General features: G+C 62.3%; 15 protein-coding genes. 7 read left to right on the top strand and 8 right to left on the bottom strand.

What is annotated here, in order from left to right:
* Window positions 1-213 precede the first annotated feature (213 nt).
* The 6 genes from pbpG to ACOYR4_RS09135 all read right to left on the bottom strand — a co-directional run bounded on the left by pbpG (window position 214) and on the right by ACOYR4_RS09135 (window position 7689).
* The gene (gene pbpG, locus ACOYR4_RS09160) at window positions 214-1290 is read right to left on the bottom strand and encodes a D-alanyl-D-alanine endopeptidase (protein WP_422849318.1); all 1077 of its coding nucleotides are present in this window, start codon (window positions 1288-1290) and stop codon (window positions 214-216) included.
* Window positions 1291-1405: 115 nt separating this feature from the next.
* Complete coding sequence (locus tag ACOYR4_RS09155) at window positions 1406-2944, bottom strand: 2-isopropylmalate synthase (RefSeq protein ID WP_060985654.1); 1539 nt, start codon at window positions 2942-2944, stop codon at window positions 1406-1408.
* Between the two features lie 211 nt (window positions 2945-3155).
* The gene (gene pssA / locus ACOYR4_RS09150; protein WP_422849317.1) at window positions 3156-3989 is read right to left on the bottom strand and encodes a CDP-diacylglycerol--serine O-phosphatidyltransferase; all 834 of its coding nucleotides are present in this window, start codon (window positions 3987-3989) and stop codon (window positions 3156-3158) included.
* Between the two features lie 190 nt (window positions 3990-4179).
* Window positions 4180-5196 (bottom strand): ketol-acid reductoisomerase, encoded by a 1017-nt coding sequence (gene ilvC / locus ACOYR4_RS09145; protein ID WP_015013660.1) that lies wholly within the window; start codon window positions 5194-5196, stop codon window positions 4180-4182.
* Window positions 5197-5259: 63 nt separating this feature from the next.
* On the bottom strand, window positions 5260-5751 hold the full coding sequence (ilvN, locus tag ACOYR4_RS09140) for an acetolactate synthase small subunit (RefSeq protein ID WP_015013659.1): 492 nt from the start codon (window positions 5749-5751) through the stop codon (window positions 5260-5262).
* A gap of 144 nt (window positions 5752-5895) precedes the next feature.
* The gene (locus ACOYR4_RS09135) at window positions 5896-7689 is read right to left on the bottom strand and encodes an acetolactate synthase 3 catalytic subunit (protein ID WP_422849316.1); all 1794 of its coding nucleotides are present in this window, start codon (window positions 7687-7689) and stop codon (window positions 5896-5898) included.
* 293 nt (window positions 7690-7982) lie between these two features.
* Here ACOYR4_RS09135 and ACOYR4_RS09130 point away from each other — a divergent pair, with 293 nt between their 5' ends.
* Genes ACOYR4_RS09130 through ACOYR4_RS09105 form a run of 6 tightly spaced genes read left to right on the top strand, consistent with a single transcriptional unit; the run spans window position 7983 to window position 11509 of the window.
* Window positions 7983-8552 carry an RNA polymerase sigma factor gene (locus ACOYR4_RS09130; RefSeq protein ID WP_015013657.1) on the top strand — a complete coding sequence of 190 codons (570 nt, stop codon included), beginning with the start codon at window positions 7983-7985 and terminating at the stop codon, window positions 8550-8552.
* Window positions 8549-9004, top strand: coding sequence for a DUF3619 family protein (locus ACOYR4_RS09125; protein WP_015013656.1), 456 nt, complete (start codon window positions 8549-8551; stop codon window positions 9002-9004). The genes ACOYR4_RS09130 and ACOYR4_RS09125 overlap by 4 nt, the downstream gene beginning before the upstream one ends.
* Before the next feature lie 19 nt (window positions 9005-9023).
* Window positions 9024-9914 (top strand): DUF3106 domain-containing protein, encoded by an 891-nt coding sequence (locus ACOYR4_RS09120; protein WP_422849315.1) that lies wholly within the window; start codon window positions 9024-9026, stop codon window positions 9912-9914.
* 39 nt (window positions 9915-9953) lie between these two features.
* Entirely contained in the window at window positions 9954-10508 is a 555-nt protein-coding gene (locus ACOYR4_RS09115) for an RDD family protein (RefSeq protein WP_422849314.1), read from the top strand.
* A gap of 4 nt (window positions 10509-10512) precedes the next feature.
* Window positions 10513-10923, top strand: a complete 411-nt coding sequence (locus tag ACOYR4_RS09110) for a diacylglycerol kinase (RefSeq protein ID WP_015013653.1) — start codon at window positions 10513-10515, stop codon at window positions 10921-10923.
* Complete coding sequence (locus ACOYR4_RS09105; RefSeq protein WP_015013652.1) at window positions 10916-11509, top strand: TIGR00730 family Rossman fold protein; 594 nt, start codon at window positions 10916-10918, stop codon at window positions 11507-11509. Before ACOYR4_RS09110 ends, ACOYR4_RS09105 begins: the two co-directional genes overlap by 8 nt.
* A 150-nt stretch (window positions 11510-11659) precedes the next feature.
* Here ACOYR4_RS09105 and ACOYR4_RS09100 read toward each other — a convergent pair whose 3' ends face one another.
* Window positions 11660-11998, bottom strand: a complete 339-nt coding sequence (locus ACOYR4_RS09100; protein ID WP_015013651.1) for a P-II family nitrogen regulator — start codon at window positions 11996-11998, stop codon at window positions 11660-11662.
* A 54-nt stretch (window positions 11999-12052) separates the two neighbouring features.
* The gene (locus ACOYR4_RS09095) at window positions 12053-13711 is read right to left on the bottom strand and encodes an NAD+ synthase (RefSeq protein WP_422849313.1); all 1659 of its coding nucleotides are present in this window, start codon (window positions 13709-13711) and stop codon (window positions 12053-12055) included.
* An 80-nt stretch (window positions 13712-13791) separates the two neighbouring features.
* Between ACOYR4_RS09095 and ACOYR4_RS09090 the strand changes: the two genes are divergently transcribed.
* Complete coding sequence (locus ACOYR4_RS09090; protein ID WP_422849312.1) at window positions 13792-15066, top strand: GNAT family N-acetyltransferase; 1275 nt, start codon at window positions 13792-13794, stop codon at window positions 15064-15066.
* The last annotated feature ends 55 nt before the right edge of the window (window positions 15067-15121 follow it).

Below are 15121 nucleotides of genomic sequence, written 5' to 3'. Positions count from 1 at the left end.
CTCTGAGCGAGGCATCGGGAATGCATTGATGCAACCGGCCCAATAGCCGGTGCCGTCTGGCCGTCACGACTACACACCCTCGTATCAGCAAGGCGCACACAGCCCCGGCCTTCAGCTGCCGGCATAAGCGCATACCTGCCAAGGAGTCGCAAACGCAAAATAAAAACGCCTGACAGAACAGGCCTGTCAGGCGTATGCCGTGAATTCAGCAGATCAGCCGTTGGTGCTACGTGCTGCCTGCAAAGGGGCGGCCAACGCAGGGTTGGACTCCACCCAACGACGAACACGCTCAGCATCGCCCAGTCGGCTGAACTTGCCCGCAGAGTCAAGGAACACCATGATCAACTTGCGCCCCGCCACTTGGGCCTGCATCACCAAGCAACGGCCCGCCTCGGAGATATAGCCGGTCTTTTGCAGGCCGATATCCCAGGTGGGGTTCTTCACAAGTCCGTTGGTGTTGTTGTACTGGAGCGTCTTGTGCCCCACGGCCACCTCAAAGCCGGGCGATGTTGACAGTTCGCGCAGCAAGGGGTCTCCGTGCGCCACGCCCACCAGCGTCGCAAGGTCGCGGGCACTGGACTGGTTGCGGCTGGACAGGCCGGTGGGCTCGACGTAGTGGGTGTCGTTCATTCCCAGCGACTTGGCCTTGGCGTTCATCAGGGCCACAAAAACGTCCAGGCCACCCGGGTAGGTGCGGCCCAGCGCATGGGCGGCGCGGTTCTCACTGGACATCAGCGCCAGGTGCAGCATTTCGCCACGCGTGAGCGTCGTGCCCACTGTCAGGCGAGACCGGCTCCCCTTTTCGGTATCCACATCATCCTGGGTGATCGTGACAGGCTCATCCATGGGCAACTTGGCCTGGGAGATCAACATACCCGTCATGAGCTTGGTCAACGACGCAATCGGAAGCACCGCCTGATCGTTCTTGCGCAGCAAGACCTCGTGCGTATCTTGGTCTACCACCAAAGCCACGCTGGACTTGAGATCCAGGGGGTCATTGACTTCATGCAAGCCCGCCATCTGACCAAAAGAAGGCTTGGCAGGCACATACGCTACCTTGGTGGGTGCTTTGGCTGTGCGGGCGGCGACACGGGTAGGCTTGACGCTGGCAGCCACCTTGCGCTGTGCGACAGTACGCTTGGCGCTGGCTGCACTGACCTGCTGCTTTTTGGTCCCTTGTTTTTTGACATCTGCCGCGTGCGCGGCAGGCGAAATGAGGGCAGCGCTCACGAGCGCGAAACCCACCCACTGGAAAAATCGATTCACTGCAACGTTGCGGCGATGGTGCATCAAAGTGCTCCAAACGGTAAGAATTATGGGGCAGTGTACAGAATCAAAAAAAGTCGCGCAAGATCAATACCTTGCGCGACTTTCCGAGAAAGTGAGTGAATTATAAAGAGATCGTTCAGCCTTGTGCGGCCACGCGATCTGCTTTACTTTGTAACTTGTTCAAAGCGCTGAGATAGGCCTTCGCCGATGCCACGACGATGTCCGGATCTGCGCCCACCCCGTTCACGACACGCCCGCTGTTCTGCAACCGCACAGTGACCTCGCCCTGGCTCTCGGTGGAGCCACTGATGGCGTTGACGGAATACAGCACCATCTCGGCACCGCTTTTCACGTGCGATTCGATGGCCTTGAGCGAGGCATCAACCGGGCCGTTGCCCTCCGCCTCGCCGCGCACCTCTTGTCCATCCACCGTGAACACGATGCGCGCACGCGGCTGCTCTCCGGTTTCACTCTGCTGGAACAACGAGACAAAGCCGTATTGCTCCTTCTCTGCCGTCACGCTCTCGTCGCTGACCAGTGCGAGGATGTCCTCGTCAAAAATCTCGCTCTTGCGGTCGGCCAGTTCCTTGAACTTGGCAAAAGCCACATTGATTTCGGTTTCGCTGTCGAGCTGCACGCCCAGCTCCTGCAGGCGCTGCTTGAACGCGTTGCGGCCGCTGAGCTTGCCCAGCACGATCTTGTTGGCACTCCAACCCACGTCCTCGGCGCGCATGATTTCGTAGGTGTCGCGGGCCTTGAGCACGCCGTCCTGGTGGATACCGCTGGCATGCGCAAACGCATTGGCGCCCACCACGGCCTTATTGGGCTGCACCACGAAGCCTGTGGTCTGGCTGACCATGCGGCTGGCGGCCACGATGTGCTGGGTGTCGATCCCCAGATCCAGCCCGAAATAGTCCTTGCGGGTCTTCACAGCCATCACGATCTCTTCGAGCGAGCAGTTGCCAGCGCGCTCACCCAGACCGTTGATCGTGCACTCCACCTGGCGTGCGCCACCGATCTTCACGCCGGCCAACGAGTTGGCTACGGCCATGCCCAGATCGTTGTGGCAGTGCACGGACCAGATGGCCTTGTCGCTGTTGGGAATGCGTTCGCGCAGCGTCTTGATGAAGTTGCCGTACAGTTCGGGCACGGCATAGCCCACGGTGTCGGGTACGTTGATGGTGGTGGCGCCTTCGGCGATCACCGCTTCGAGCACGCGGCAGAGGAAGTCTGGGTCGCTGCGGTAGCCGTCTTCGGGGCTGAACTCGATGTCGGCAACAAGGTTGCGGGCAAAGCGCACGGATTGTTTGGCCTGCTCCAGCACCTGCTCCGGCGTCATGCGCAGCTTCTTCTCCATATGCAGTGCGCTGGTGGCAATGAACGTGTGAATGCGCGCGCTGTTGGCACCTTTGAGCGCTTCGGCCGCCCGCGAGATGTCGCGGTCGTTGGCGCGCGAGAGCGAGCAGATGGTCGAGTCCTTGATGGCGTTGGCAATGGCCTGCACCGCCTCGAAATCGCCGTTGGAGCTGGCGGCAAAACCGGCCTCGATCACATCCACCTTCAGACGCTCCAGCTGGCGCGCAATGCGCAGCTTTTCATCCTTGGTCATCGAGGCGCCGGGGGACTGCTCGCCATCGCGCAAGGTGGTATCGAAAATGATCAGTTTGTCTGCCATGTTGTTCTCCTGGTATCGGTGGGTGGGGACCCGCAACGTCAAAAATCTGTCGCCCAAAACAAAAGGCCCGTTGCGGGTGCATACGGGCCTTTGTGGAAAAAGTGTGCGCGTGCGCCTACTGTCTCCGCCCGTGGGGAGGTAGCAGTAGAGCCAATGCAAACTTGTTCATGCAACGCAATGTAGCACAACTGCGCGGCAGCGGAGGCGATGGTCACTTGTGCAACCCGCGCTCGTCGGGCTCATCGGTCGAGGTGCTGATCACGCTGCTGTGCTGGCCCTTGGCCTTGCGCCAGGCATACACGGCGTAACCAGACAGCCCATAAAAAACAAACACGCCAAACAGCACGATGGGAGGATGGATGTTGATGACGGCAATGCCCAGCGCAATCAGCACGATGGCGGCAAAGGGCACGCTCTTTTTCATCTGCACGTCCTTGAAGCTATAGAACGGCACATTGGTCACCATGGTGAGTCCTGCATACAGCGTGAAGGCAAACATGATCCATGTCACCTGACTCCAAGTCAGCCAGTGGTCTTCGCCTGGACGCACGCCCAACTCAGTCATCAACCAGATGAACCCGGCCACCAGAGCCGCGGCCGCCGGCGAAGGCAACCCCTGAAAGTAGCGCTTGTCCACCACGCCAGTGTTCACGTTGAAGCGAGCCAAGCGAAGCGCTGCACATGCACAGTACACAAAAGCGGCAATCCAGCCCCAGCGGCCCAGGCCCTGAAGTGACCACTCATAAGCAATCAGGGCCGGCGCAGCGCCAAAAGACACCATGTCCGACAGCGAATCCATCTGCTCGCCAAACGCACTCTGGGTGTTAGTCATGCGGGCCACGCGGCCGTCAAGGCTGTCGAGCACCATGGCGCAGAAAACGCCTACAGCCGCTTGGTCAAAGTGGCCATTCATCGCCATGACGATGGAATAAAAGCCACCAAATAGAGCCGCCAGCGTGAACAGGTTGGGAAGGATGTAGATGCCTTTGCGCCTTTTGCGCACCATCACACCGGGGTTCTCGGTGGACTCATTGCCGTCATGCATCAAACAGACCTCCAGCGCCCACGCACATTACGCAAGCAGCTATAAAATTTATAGTATTAAGCGAATTGTCGCAGGGACACAAGTCGCCCTGCGCGCAAAAGGCGAAGGCCGCAGTGTAGCGCCTGCGCATGGGCCGCCTGGCAACGAAAAAGGCCACCGAAGTGGCCTTGGGATGCTTCGCTCGGAAGTATCAGTTGCGGGTCTGGTCGACCAGCTTGTTCTTGGCGATCCAGGGCATCATGGCGCGCAGCTGGCTGCCCACCTTTTCGATGCTGTGGTCGGCCGTGTTGCGGCGGCGGGCCGTCATCGATGGGTAGTTCAGGCGGCCTTCCTGGATGAACATCTTGGCGTAGTCGCCGTTCTGGATGCGCTTCAGGGCATTGCGCATGGCGGCGCGCGACTGCTCGTTGATCACTTCAGGGCCGGTCACGTACTCGCCGTACTCGGCGTTGTTCGAGATCGAGTAGTTCATGTTGGCAATGCCGCCTTCGTAGATCAGGTCCACGATGAGCTTGAGCTCGTGCAGGCACTCGAAGTAGGCCATTTCAGGAGCGTAGCCAGCTTCGACCAGGGTTTCGTAACCCATCTTGATCAACTCGACGGCACCGCCACACAGCACGGCCTGTTCGCCGAACAGGTCGGTCTCGGTTTCTTCCTTGAAGTTGGTCTCGATGATGCCGGCCTTGCCGCCGCCGTTGGCAGCTGCGTAGCTCAAGGCCAGGTCACGGGCCTTGCCGGACTTGTCCTGGTGCACAGCGACCAGGTGGGGCACGCCGCCGCCTTGGGTGTAGGTGTTGCGCACGGTGTGGCCTGGGGCCTTGGGGGCCACCATCCACACGTCCAGGTCAGCGCGGGGCACGACCTGGTTGTAGTGCACGTTGAAGCCATGGGCAAAGGCCAGCGAAGCGCCTTGCTTGATGTTGGGTTCCACGTTGTTCTTGTACACGGCTGCGATGTCTTCGTCGGGCAGCAGGATCATGACCACGTCAGCGGCCTTCACGGCGTCGTTGACTTCCATCACCGTCAGGCCAGCCTTGCCAACCTTGTCCCACGATGCACCGCCCTTGCGCAGGCCGACCACAACCTTCACGCCACTGTCGTTCAGGTTTTGTGCGTGGGCGTGGCCTTGGCTGCCGTAACCAATGATGGCCACGGTCTTGCCCTTGATCAGGCTCAGGTCGGTGTCTTTGTCGTAGAAAACTTTCATGGGTCGCTCCGGTTGAAATGCGTTGTTGGGGGTTGAAATGGGGAAAAAACGGGGTGAATTGTCTTACACGCGCAGAATGCGCTCGCCGCGGCCGATGCCGCTGGCACCCGTGCGCACGGTTTCGAGGATGGCCGTGCGGTCAATGGCCTGCAGGAAGGCGTCGTTCTTGGACTGGTCGCCCGTCAGCTCGATGGTGTAGCTCTTCTCGGTCACGTCGATGATGCGGCCACGGAAGATGTCGGCCATGCGCTTCATCTCCTCGCGCTCCTTACCCACGGCACGCACCTTCACCATCATGAGCTCGCGCTCGGTGTAGGCGCCTTCGGTGAGGTCCACTACCTTCACGACTTCGATCAGGCGGTTCAGGTGCTTGGTGATCTGCTCGATCACGTCGTCGGAGCCCGTGGTCTGGATGGTCATGCGCGACAGCGATGCATCCTCGGTGGGCGCCACGGTGAGCGATTCGATGTTGTAACCACGGGCCGAGAAGAGGCCCACGACGCGGGAAAGAGCGCCAGGCTCGTTTTCCAGCAAGACAGCAATGATGTGTTTCATGGTGAAGAGATTCCTCTTTTCGCTGCCCTCCCCCATGCACGGTAATGCATGGGCTTGGCAGGCAATAGATTCGTCAAAAAAATGGACGCTATCTATTCGATAGCTGATAGCGCATGAAAAACGTGCGCTTGGGGCTGATTTGGCTTAAAGGTCTTCCGACCCCAGCAGCATTTCGGTGATGCCCTTGCCGGCCTGCACCATCGGGAACACGTTCTCGGTGGGGTCGGTGCGGAAGTCCATGAACACCGTGCGGTCCTTGAGCTTGCGGGCCTCGCGCAGCGCCGGCTCCACGTCTTGAGGACGCTCGATCAGCATGCCCACGTGGCCATAGGCCTCGGCCAGCTTCACGAAGTTGGGCAACGCATCCATGTAGCTGTGGCTGTAGCGGCCGGAGTACTCGATCTCTTGCCACTGGCGCACCATGCCCAGGTAGCGGTTGTTCAGCGAGCAGATCTTGATCGGCGTGTTGTACTGCAGGCAGGTAGACAGTTCCTGGATGTTCATCTGCACCGAGCCTTCGCCGGTAATACAGAACACTTCGGACTGCGGCTTGGCCAGCTTGATGCCCATGGCGTAAGGAATGCCCACACCCATGGTGCCCAGGCCACCGGAGTTGATCCAGCGACGGGGTTCGTCAAAGCGGTAGTACTGCGCCGCCCACATCTGGTGCTGGCCCACGTCGGATGTGATGTAGGTATCACCATCCTTGGTCATGTTCCACAGCGTTTCGACCACGTACTGGGGCTTGATGACGTCGCCGCTGCCCATGCTGTACTTCAGGCATTCACGCTTGCGCCAGCCCTCGATGGTGTCCCACCAAGCAGCCAGGGCACCGGCGTCGGGGCGGGTGCTGCTCTCGCGGATCATGGAGATCAGCTCGGTGAGCACATCCTTCACGTCACCGACGATCGGAATGTCCACCTTCACACGCTTGGAGATGCTCGATGGATCGATATCAACGTGGATGATCTTGCGGTCGTTCTGTGCGAAGTGCTTAGGATTACCGATCACGCGGTCGTCAAACCGGGCACCCACAGCCAGCAGCACGTCGCAGTTCTGCATGGCGTTGTTGGCTTCGATGGTGCCGTGCATCCCCAGCATGCCCAGGAACTTGCGGTCGCTGGCAGGGTAGGCGCCCAGGCCCATCAGCGTGTTAGTGACGGGGTAGCCCAGCATGTCCACCAGCGTACGCAGCTCGTTGGTGGCATTGCCCAGCAACACACCGCCACCGGTGTAAATATAGGGGCGCTTGGCCGCCAGCAGCAGCTGCAGGGCCTTGCGGATCTGCCCACCGTGGCCTTTGCGCACGGGGTTGTACGAGCGCATTTCCACCGTCTGGGGGTAGCCGGTGTAAGGCACCTTCTTGAACGACACGTCCTTGGGCACGTCCACCACCACAGGGCCGGGGCGGCCAGTGCGTGCGATGTGGAAAGCCTTTTTCATCGTCGCGGCCAGATCGCGCGGTTCCTTGACGAGGAAGTTGTGCTTGACGATGGGACGGGTGATACCGACCGTGTCGCACTCCTGGAAGGCGTCCAGCCCGATCGCGGGCGTGGGCACCTGGCCAGAGATGATCACCATGGGGATCGAATCCATGTACGCGGTGGCGATACCGGTCACGGCATTGGTCAGACCGGGGCCCGAGGTCACCAGTGCTACGCCCACCTCGCCTGTGGCTCGGGCATAGCCGTCCGCAGCATGCACGGCAGCCTGTTCGTGGCGCACCAGCACGTGCTGGATGGTGTCTTGCTTGTACAGCGCGTCATAGATGTACAGGACCGCACCACCGGGATAGCCCCAGATGTACTGGACGTTCTCGGCCTGAAGCGACTTGATGAGGATCTCGGCACCCATGAGGTCCTGAGATGCGGAAGCGGGGGATGCGTTGCCCTGCGAAGCAGCGGCTGCTGAAGAGATTTCAGCTTTGGAGATTTCCATGATCGATCAACCTTTGTGAATTTCTCTGACGAAAAACCTTGGGTGCCCCTCGCACGCGCTCTTGTGAAGCCAGCTTGGGACTTGAGGCCAAGGACATGGGCGGGATGATTGCCGCGCCGGACCGTGACCCGTTTGCCTTTTGAATTGCAAAGCCAATTATCGCACTGCAACACACACAAAATGCAGCGCCGCCGAAAAAAACTCCGGCGGGTGCGATAATCAGTGGTTTTACGGCGCCATGCAGTTGCAAAACTGCGGACTTTTGCGTCGATCTCCTCCCGGGCTGACCCGTCTTGGCAACCGAACAAGAACTCTCCGATTTCCTCAAAAGCGTAGAAAAGCGCGCATTCAAGCGCTCGGTCTACCACGTTCGCAACGAGGAAGCGGCGCTGGACATTGTGCAAGACAGCATGCTCAAGCTGGCAGAGCACTACGGCGACAAGCCGGCAAGCGAATTGCCCATGCTGTTCCAGCGGATTCTCTCCAACTGCACCCTGGACTGGTTCAGGCGCCAGAAGACACGCAATGCACTGTTTTCGAGCATGAGCGACTTCGAGGGCCCGGGCGAAGATGGCACGGATTTTGATCTACTCGAAGCGTATTCAGGGACAGAGGACGGGGACAAGGCCGAAAGCGCGGAAGACCTGACCCGCCGCGCCCAGATATTCCAGGGCATTGAGGAAGAAATTGCCGAATTGCCTCCACGTCAACGGGAAGCGTTCCTGATGCGTTACTGGGAGGAAATGGACGTCGCAGAGACAGCCGCCGCCATGGGCTGCTCTGAAGGCAGTGTCAAAACCCACTGCTTTCGCGCCATACAAACCCTCAGCAAGGCACTGAAGGCCAAAGGAATCGAGCCATGAAGAACACTGCACAGACACCATCGACCCAAGCTGAAGCAGCCGCAGAGCGCTTTGCGCTGCGCGTCACGGCCCGACTGTCCAGCGGGACCGAGGCTCTGCCCTACGACATTTCTGAGCGACTGCGTGCCTCGCGCATGCAGGCCTTGGCCAAACGCAAGGTCACCGTGCCGGTGCGCCGTACGGCGCCGGCTGCCGTAGTGGTCAACGCAGGCAGCACCGCCACCCTGGGGCGTGGCGGCGAAGGCGGCGGCTGGTGGAATGCCCTGGTTTCGGCTGTTCCGCTGCTGGCCTTGGTGGTGGGCCTGGTGGTCATCAACATTGCCCAGGACGAACGCGCCGCCAATGACGTGGCCGAAGTCGATGCCGCGTTGCTGACCGACGACCTGCCGCCTGCCGCCTACTCGGACCCAGGCTTCGTACAATTCCTCAAGACTTCCGCGCAGTCGAACTGACTGCCCGACTCTGGACTGCATGCACCCAAGCCCCACCGAAGCCCCCTCCACGCTGCCAGCCTTTGTGCTGGCATTGGCGCTTCTGGGCGCCCTCACCGCGGGTGGCTGGCAGGCATGGGTGCAGATGCGCATGGCTCCGAGCACCGTGCTGCAGGCGGGCGCCGAGGCTGCCGTGGCACGCCCCAACAATGCCCGTGCGGACTTGTCTGCCGTCAACTTGCCTCCCGCCACTGAATCGGGACCGGGCTGGGGCACGCTCAACACAGCACAAAAGCTGGCGCTGTATCCGCTGGCAGAGCGCTGGGCGCTGATCAGCGAAGCCCAAAAACGCCGCTGGCTCGATCTGGCCGCCAACTACCCCAACCTTTCGGAAGAGGAACAGCGCAAGTTCCATGACCGCATCACCGACTGGGCGAGCCTGAGCGCCCAGCAACGCAACCAGGCGCGCCTGAACTACGCCGTCACCAAACGCCTGGCCGGCGATGACAAGCGAGCCCAGTGGGAGGCCTACCAGGCACTGTCGGACGAAGAGCGCAAGGCCCTGGCTTCCAAGGCAGCCCCCAACCCGCATGGTGCAGCCCCAGCCCTGCGCCCGGTGTCTCCCAAGAAGCTGGTGCAGGTGCCAGCGGCCACCCAGGCCAGCCCTGACCGGCCGAATGCCCCCAAGATTCCACCGGTCGTAGACCATTCGCCCCGCGTTGCAGCGCCCGTACCTGCGCCAGCAACCGTTGCTGCCCCGGCATCCCCAGCGCCAGCGGCCTCTACAGCCGGGGTGGAAACGGCCCCCGTGGCGATCCCCAGCGCGGTGCCTGCTGCGCTCCCCCCTCTGGGTAGCAGCGGCACGGAAGGCTCCAGCTCGCCAACGCCTCCCCCGGTGACCCCTGACACCTCCGGCCTGTATCCTCAGTAGGTTTGCAACCTGCCCCCGGCCCGACGGGCCTGACCTGGAATGTCCGCTTCTCCACCTCCCCTCACGCCGCAAGCGGCGGCCCCCGCCTCCTTCGGCACCACCCTCGCGGGCGCCCCTACGCCCAATCTGTGGCGGCGCATGGCTTGCTGGCTGTATGAAGGCATGCTCATGTTCGGTGTGGTCTTCATTGCGGGCTACCTGTTCGGCACATTGAGCCAGACCCGGAACGCGATGGACAACCGGCATGCGCTGCAGGCCTTTCTGTTTGTGGTGTTCGGCATTTATTTCACCTGGTTCTGGGCCAAAGGGCAGACCCTGGCGCAGAAAACCTGGCACATCCGCGTGGTCAGCACCGCCGGTCAACCCATCAGCCAGCCGCGTGCCTTGCTACGCTATGTCTTGAGCTGGCTGTGGTTTTTGCCGCCTCTGGCGGCGATTGCACCGTTCTCCCTGTCGGGCGGTGAGTCTGCGGTGATCGTGCTGGGCTGGGTGGCCGTCTGGGCGTTGCTCAGCCGCTTCCACCCCACTCGGCAGTTCTGGCACGACGCATTGGCCGGCACGCGTCTGGTGCACTACGAAATCCCCAAAAAATAAGCGCATGCAACCCTCTCCCCCCCCATCGGCGGCCCCTGCCAACCCCCAGAAGGCCCGCACGGGCCTCAACCGCATCTGGCACGCGGCAGGCTATTCCCTGGAAGGGCTGCGGGCCGGCTGGAACGAGAAAGCCTTCCGCCAGGAGGCCATCGGCGCCATGGTGCTGCTGCCCCTGTCGCTCTGGCTGGGCCGCAGCTGGGTCGAAGTGGCCCTGCTGGCGGGCTCCGTGGTCATCGTGATGATTGTGGAACTACTCAACACTGGCATCGAAACCGCCATCGACCGCATCGGGCCCGAGTGGCATGACCTGTCCAAGCGTGCCAAGGACATGGGCAGTGCGGCAGTTTTGCTGGCTTTGCTGCTGTGCATCGGCATCTGGGCCGCCGCGTTATTTCAGAGGTTTTTCCATGGCTGAACCCGCTTTTTCTGTGTGCGTGTACTGCGGCTCGCGCCCCGGTGACAACCCGGCCTATACCCAGGTTGCGCAAGCGGTGGGCCAGTGGATTGGTGCGCACCACGGGCAACTGGTGTACGGCGGCGGTCGCAGCGGCCTGATGGGCACCGTGGCCGAAGCCACGCGGCTGGCGGGTGGCCGGGTGGTGGGTGTGATCCCGCAGGCGCTGGTGGACAAGGAACTGGCCAACCGACAGTGCGACGAGTTGCACATCGTGCAGACCATGCACGAGCGCAAGGCCATGATGGCCGAGCGCAGCGATGCCTTTCTCGCCCTGCCCGGGGGCATTGGCACGTTTGAAGAACTGTTTGAGGTGTGGACCTGGCGCCAGCTGGGCTATCACGACAAGCCGCTGGGCTTGCTGAACGTGGCGGGCTACTACGACGGCCTGCTGGGTTTTCTGCAGACCAGCGTGGCCAGTGGCTTCATGGGCGAGTGGCAGATGGGCCTGCTGCACTCTGGCAGTGACGCCAGCGAGCTGCTGCAATCCCTAGTGGAACAGGCCGGCACCAATGCCCGCCAGATCCCCCTGCGCTCAGTGATCTAATTTTCCAAAAAGCTGGCTTGTGCTGGCGCGCCCCACGCCAGCGAGTGCAGCTCATGGGCGGCACCGCTGTATGAGCGATGTCCCCTCTTCCCGGATGGCGCAACCCGATGCGAAGGAGGAACGCGCCAAGCGGCTCAGAGGGTGACCACCTCAGACCGCAGCGTCATCCAGATCGCCCGTGCGGATGCGCACGGTGCGCTCCACGGCGGTCACAAAAATCTTGCCGTCACCAATCTTGCCCGTGCGCGCCACGTTCACGATGGCGTCCACGCAGCGGTCCACATCCTCGGACTTCACGACGACCTCAACCTTCACCTTGGGCAGAAAGTCCACCACGTATTCCGCGCCACGGTACAGCTCGGTGTGGCCCTTCTGGCGGCCAAAACCTTTCACTTCGGTGACCGTGAGGCCGGTCACGCCGCATTCGGCCAGGGCTTCGCGGACTTCTTCGAGCTTGAAGGGCTTGATGACGGCGGTGATCATTTTCATGGCGGGTCTCCTGGAGGATGTAAAAAAGGGGGCTGAAGGCACGGCGCGAATGCGTCACGCCCTGAATTTGCTGGTGATAGGGTAACGCCAGTCCTTGCCGAAGCTGCGGCGCGTGACGCGAATCCCTACGGGAGCCTGGCGGCGTTTGTACTCGTTGAGCTTGATGAGCCGTGTCACGCGCTCCACATCGGCGCGCGCAAAGCCGCTGGCAATGATGGATTCGATGGGCTCATCGTTCTCCATATAGCGGGCCACGATGGCGTCCAGCACCTCGTACGGCGGCAGGCTGTCCTGGTCTTTCTGGTCGGGCCGCAGTTCAGCGCTGGGCGGGCGGGTGATGATGCGCTCCGGAATGGGATTGGCACCCGTGCCATAAGGATCGTTGGCATTGCGCCAGCGGGCCAGGTCGAACACCCGGGTCTTGGCCACGTCCTTGATCACCGCAAAGCCGCCGGCCATGTCGCCGTACAGGGTGCAGTAGCCGGTGGACATTTCGCTCTTGTTGCCCGTGGTCAGCACGATGGCACCGAACTTGTTGGACAGCGCCATCAGCAGCGTGCCCCGGATGCGCGCCTGCAGGTTTTCTTCGGTGGTGTCTTCAGGCAAGCCAGCAAACTCGGTGGCCAGCGCGGCCTTGAAGGCCTCGAACTGCGGCTTGATGGAGATTTCGTCGTAGCGCACGCCCATGCGCGTGGCCATGTCACGCGCGTCGATCCAGCTGATGTCGGCGGTATAAGGCGACGGCATCATCACCGTGCGGACCTTGTCGGCACCGAGCGCGTCTACCGCAATCGCCAGCACCAGCGCCGAGTCAATGCCGCCCGACAGCCCCAGCAACGCGCCCGGGAAGCCGTTCTTGCCCACGTAGTCGCGCACGCCCAGCACCAGGGCATCCCACAGATCGGCCTCCAGCGTGCGCTCGGGGGCCACCTCTGCTGTAATTTTGATAGCACCTTGGGCAGGTTCCACTAGCGCATAGACCAGTTTTTCCACAAAAGCAGGCGCCCGCGCCGCCACCGAGCCGTCGGCCGCCAGCGCAAACGACCGGCCCTCAAACACCACCTCGTCCTGTCCGCCCACCAGATGGGCGTAGACCAGCGGCAGGCCCGTCTCGACCACACGGGCGCGCATCGTGGCCTCGCGCTCCGTGCCCTTGCCCAGGTGGAAAGGCGATGCATTAATGACCGCCAGCAGCTGCGCCCCGGCGGCGGCCGTGTCGCGCGCGGGTGTGGCAAACCAGGCGTCTTCGCACACCAGCACGCCCACCTTCACGCCCTCCACCTCGAACACGCAAGGCTTGCTGCCCGGCACGAAGTAGCGCCGCTCGTCAAACACCTGGTAGTTGGGCAGCTCGCGCTTGGCGTACGTCTGCTCGATCGTGCCGTCGCGCACCACGCTGGCGGCGTTGAAGCACACGCTGAAGGCCTGCGCGCCAGGGGCCATGGCCTGCGGGTGGCCCAGCACGATAGCGAGGCCTTTCAACCCCGCAGTCTCGCGGGCCACGGTTTTCACGGCATCATCGCAGGCCGCAATGAAGGCGGGGCGCAGGAACAGGTCTTCGGCCGCATAGCCGCAAATGGCCAGCTCCGGCGTCAGCAACAGGCGAGCCCCTTGGGCATAGGCTTCGCGGGCTGCCGCAATGATCTTTTGGGCGTTGCCGGGCATGTCGCCCACAACAAAGTTGAGCTGCGCAGTGCAAATGGAGAGCGTCATGGAACTGGAATCGGCCCCTGCGGCCGGGTTGAATACCGCCGTTGCAGGCCCGCCATCAAGGGAGCATCACAGGGGCCTGCATGGCTGAAGCTGACATTATCGCCCGCGTGCTCCCCTCCGCGCTGGACGTGGACGCTGCGGCCTGGAACCGCCTGCTGGCGCAGCAAAGCCACCCCACGCCCTTCATGCGGCATGAATACCTGGCGGCGCTGGAAAGCAGCGGCAGCGCTACGCCCCGCACCGGATGGACGCCCTGCCTCATGACGCTGTGGCAAGGCGACACCCTGGTGGCGGCCTGCCCGCTGTACCTCAAGAGCCATTCGTACGGCGAATACGTCTTCGACTGGGCCTGGGCCAGCGCCTACGAGCAGCATGGCGTGCCCTACTACCCCAAGGCCGTCATCGCCGTGCCCTTCACGCCCGTGCCGGGCAGCCGCCTGCTGGCGCGGGATGCAGCCACGCGGGCCCTGCTGGTGCAGGCGGTGTGCCAGTGGTGCGAGCAAGAGAACGTGTCATCCGTGCACGTGCTGTTTGCCAGCGATGACGATGTGCAGACCAGCGTGCAGCAAGACCTGATGCTGCGGCACACCGTGCAATTTCATTGGAAGAACGAGCCCCCCACGCTGGCTGCTGCGCAAGGGGAGGCGGCCACGGCTGGGCAGCCCCCGCGCTACCGGGACTTTGACCACTTTCTGGCCAGTCTGTCGCAGGACAAGCGCAAAAAGATCCGCCAGGAGCGCCGCCGCGTGGCCGATGCGGGGGTGACCTTCCGCTGGTCGCGCGGGGCTGACATCAGCACCGCAGACTGGGACTTTTTCTACCGCTGCTACGAGCGCACCTACCTGGAGCACGGCAACCCGCCCTACCTCACACGCGACTTCTTTGCCCGCATGGCCGCGCACATGCCGGAGGCCTGGCTGCTGTTTGTGGGAGAGCGGGACGGGCGGCCTATTGCTAGCAGTTTGATAGCTATCGGCGCATATGAATCTAGCGCTACAGGCCCAAATGACTCTGATTCAGGCTCTGAATCAGGCTATGAGCCAAGCTCCAGACTGGTGGCCTACGGCCGCTACTGGGGGGCCCTGGAGCGTGTGGACTGCCTTCATTTCGAGGCCTGTTACTACCAGCCGCTGCAGTGGTGCATCGCCCACGGCGCCGTGCGGTTTGAGGGGGGCGCCCAGGGCGAACACAAGATGGCCCGCGCGCTGCTGCCCGTGCAGGCCACCAGCGCGCACTGGCTGGCGCACCCCGCGTTTGCAGAGGCGGTACAGCGTTTTCTGGACCGCGAAGGGGCCGGGGTGGAGAACTACCTGGAGTCCCTGCACCAGCGCCTGCCGTTCAAGCAAGCGCCGTAAGAATCTGTTCAAAGGCTTCGCCACACGCCCCCTTGCCCGCACAGCGCAAGGGGCG

This window comes from Acidovorax sp. M14 (assembly GCF_049331375.1).
Lineage (GTDB): Bacteria > Pseudomonadota > Gammaproteobacteria > Burkholderiales > Burkholderiaceae_C > Acidovorax.
This window is presented reverse-complemented; position numbering and strand designations above follow the sequence as displayed.

Excerpts from the sequence above, each read along its gene's own strand:
- pbpG (WP_422849318.1), bottom strand. The coding sequence starts at position 1,290 with ATGCACCATCGCCGCAACGTTGCAGTGAATCGATTTTTCCAGTGGGTG.
- ACOYR4_RS09155 (WP_060985654.1), bottom strand. The coding sequence starts at position 2,944 with ATGGCAGACAAACTGATCATTTTCGATACCACCTTGCGCGATGGCGAG.
- pssA (WP_422849317.1), bottom strand. The coding sequence starts at position 3,989 with ATGCATGACGGCAATGAGTCCACCGAGAACCCCGGTGTGATGGTGCGC.
- ilvC (WP_015013660.1), bottom strand. The coding sequence starts at position 5,196 with ATGAAAGTTTTCTACGACAAAGACACCGACCTGAGCCTGATCAAGGGC.
- ilvN (WP_015013659.1), bottom strand. The coding sequence starts at position 5,751 with ATGAAACACATCATTGCTGTCTTGCTGGAAAACGAGCCTGGCGCTCTT.
- ACOYR4_RS09135 (WP_422849316.1), bottom strand. The coding sequence starts at position 7,689 with ATGGAAATCTCCAAAGCTGAAATCTCTTCAGCAGCCGCTGCTTCGCAG.
- ACOYR4_RS09125 (WP_015013656.1), top strand. The coding sequence starts at position 8,549 with ATGAAGAACACTGCACAGACACCATCGACCCAAGCTGAAGCAGCCGCA.
- ACOYR4_RS09120 (WP_422849315.1), top strand. The coding sequence starts at position 9,024 with ATGCACCCAAGCCCCACCGAAGCCCCCTCCACGCTGCCAGCCTTTGTG.
- ACOYR4_RS09115 (WP_422849314.1), top strand. The coding sequence starts at position 9,954 with ATGTCCGCTTCTCCACCTCCCCTCACGCCGCAAGCGGCGGCCCCCGCC.
- ACOYR4_RS09110 (WP_015013653.1), top strand. The coding sequence starts at position 10,513 with ATGCAACCCTCTCCCCCCCCATCGGCGGCCCCTGCCAACCCCCAGAAG.
- ACOYR4_RS09105 (WP_015013652.1), top strand. The coding sequence starts at position 10,916 with ATGGCTGAACCCGCTTTTTCTGTGTGCGTGTACTGCGGCTCGCGCCCC.
- ACOYR4_RS09100 (WP_015013651.1), bottom strand. The coding sequence starts at position 11,998 with ATGAAAATGATCACCGCCGTCATCAAGCCCTTCAAGCTCGAAGAAGTC.
- ACOYR4_RS09095 (WP_422849313.1), bottom strand. The coding sequence starts at position 13,711 with ATGACGCTCTCCATTTGCACTGCGCAGCTCAACTTTGTTGTGGGCGAC.
- ACOYR4_RS09090 (WP_422849312.1), top strand. The coding sequence starts at position 13,792 with ATGGCTGAAGCTGACATTATCGCCCGCGTGCTCCCCTCCGCGCTGGAC.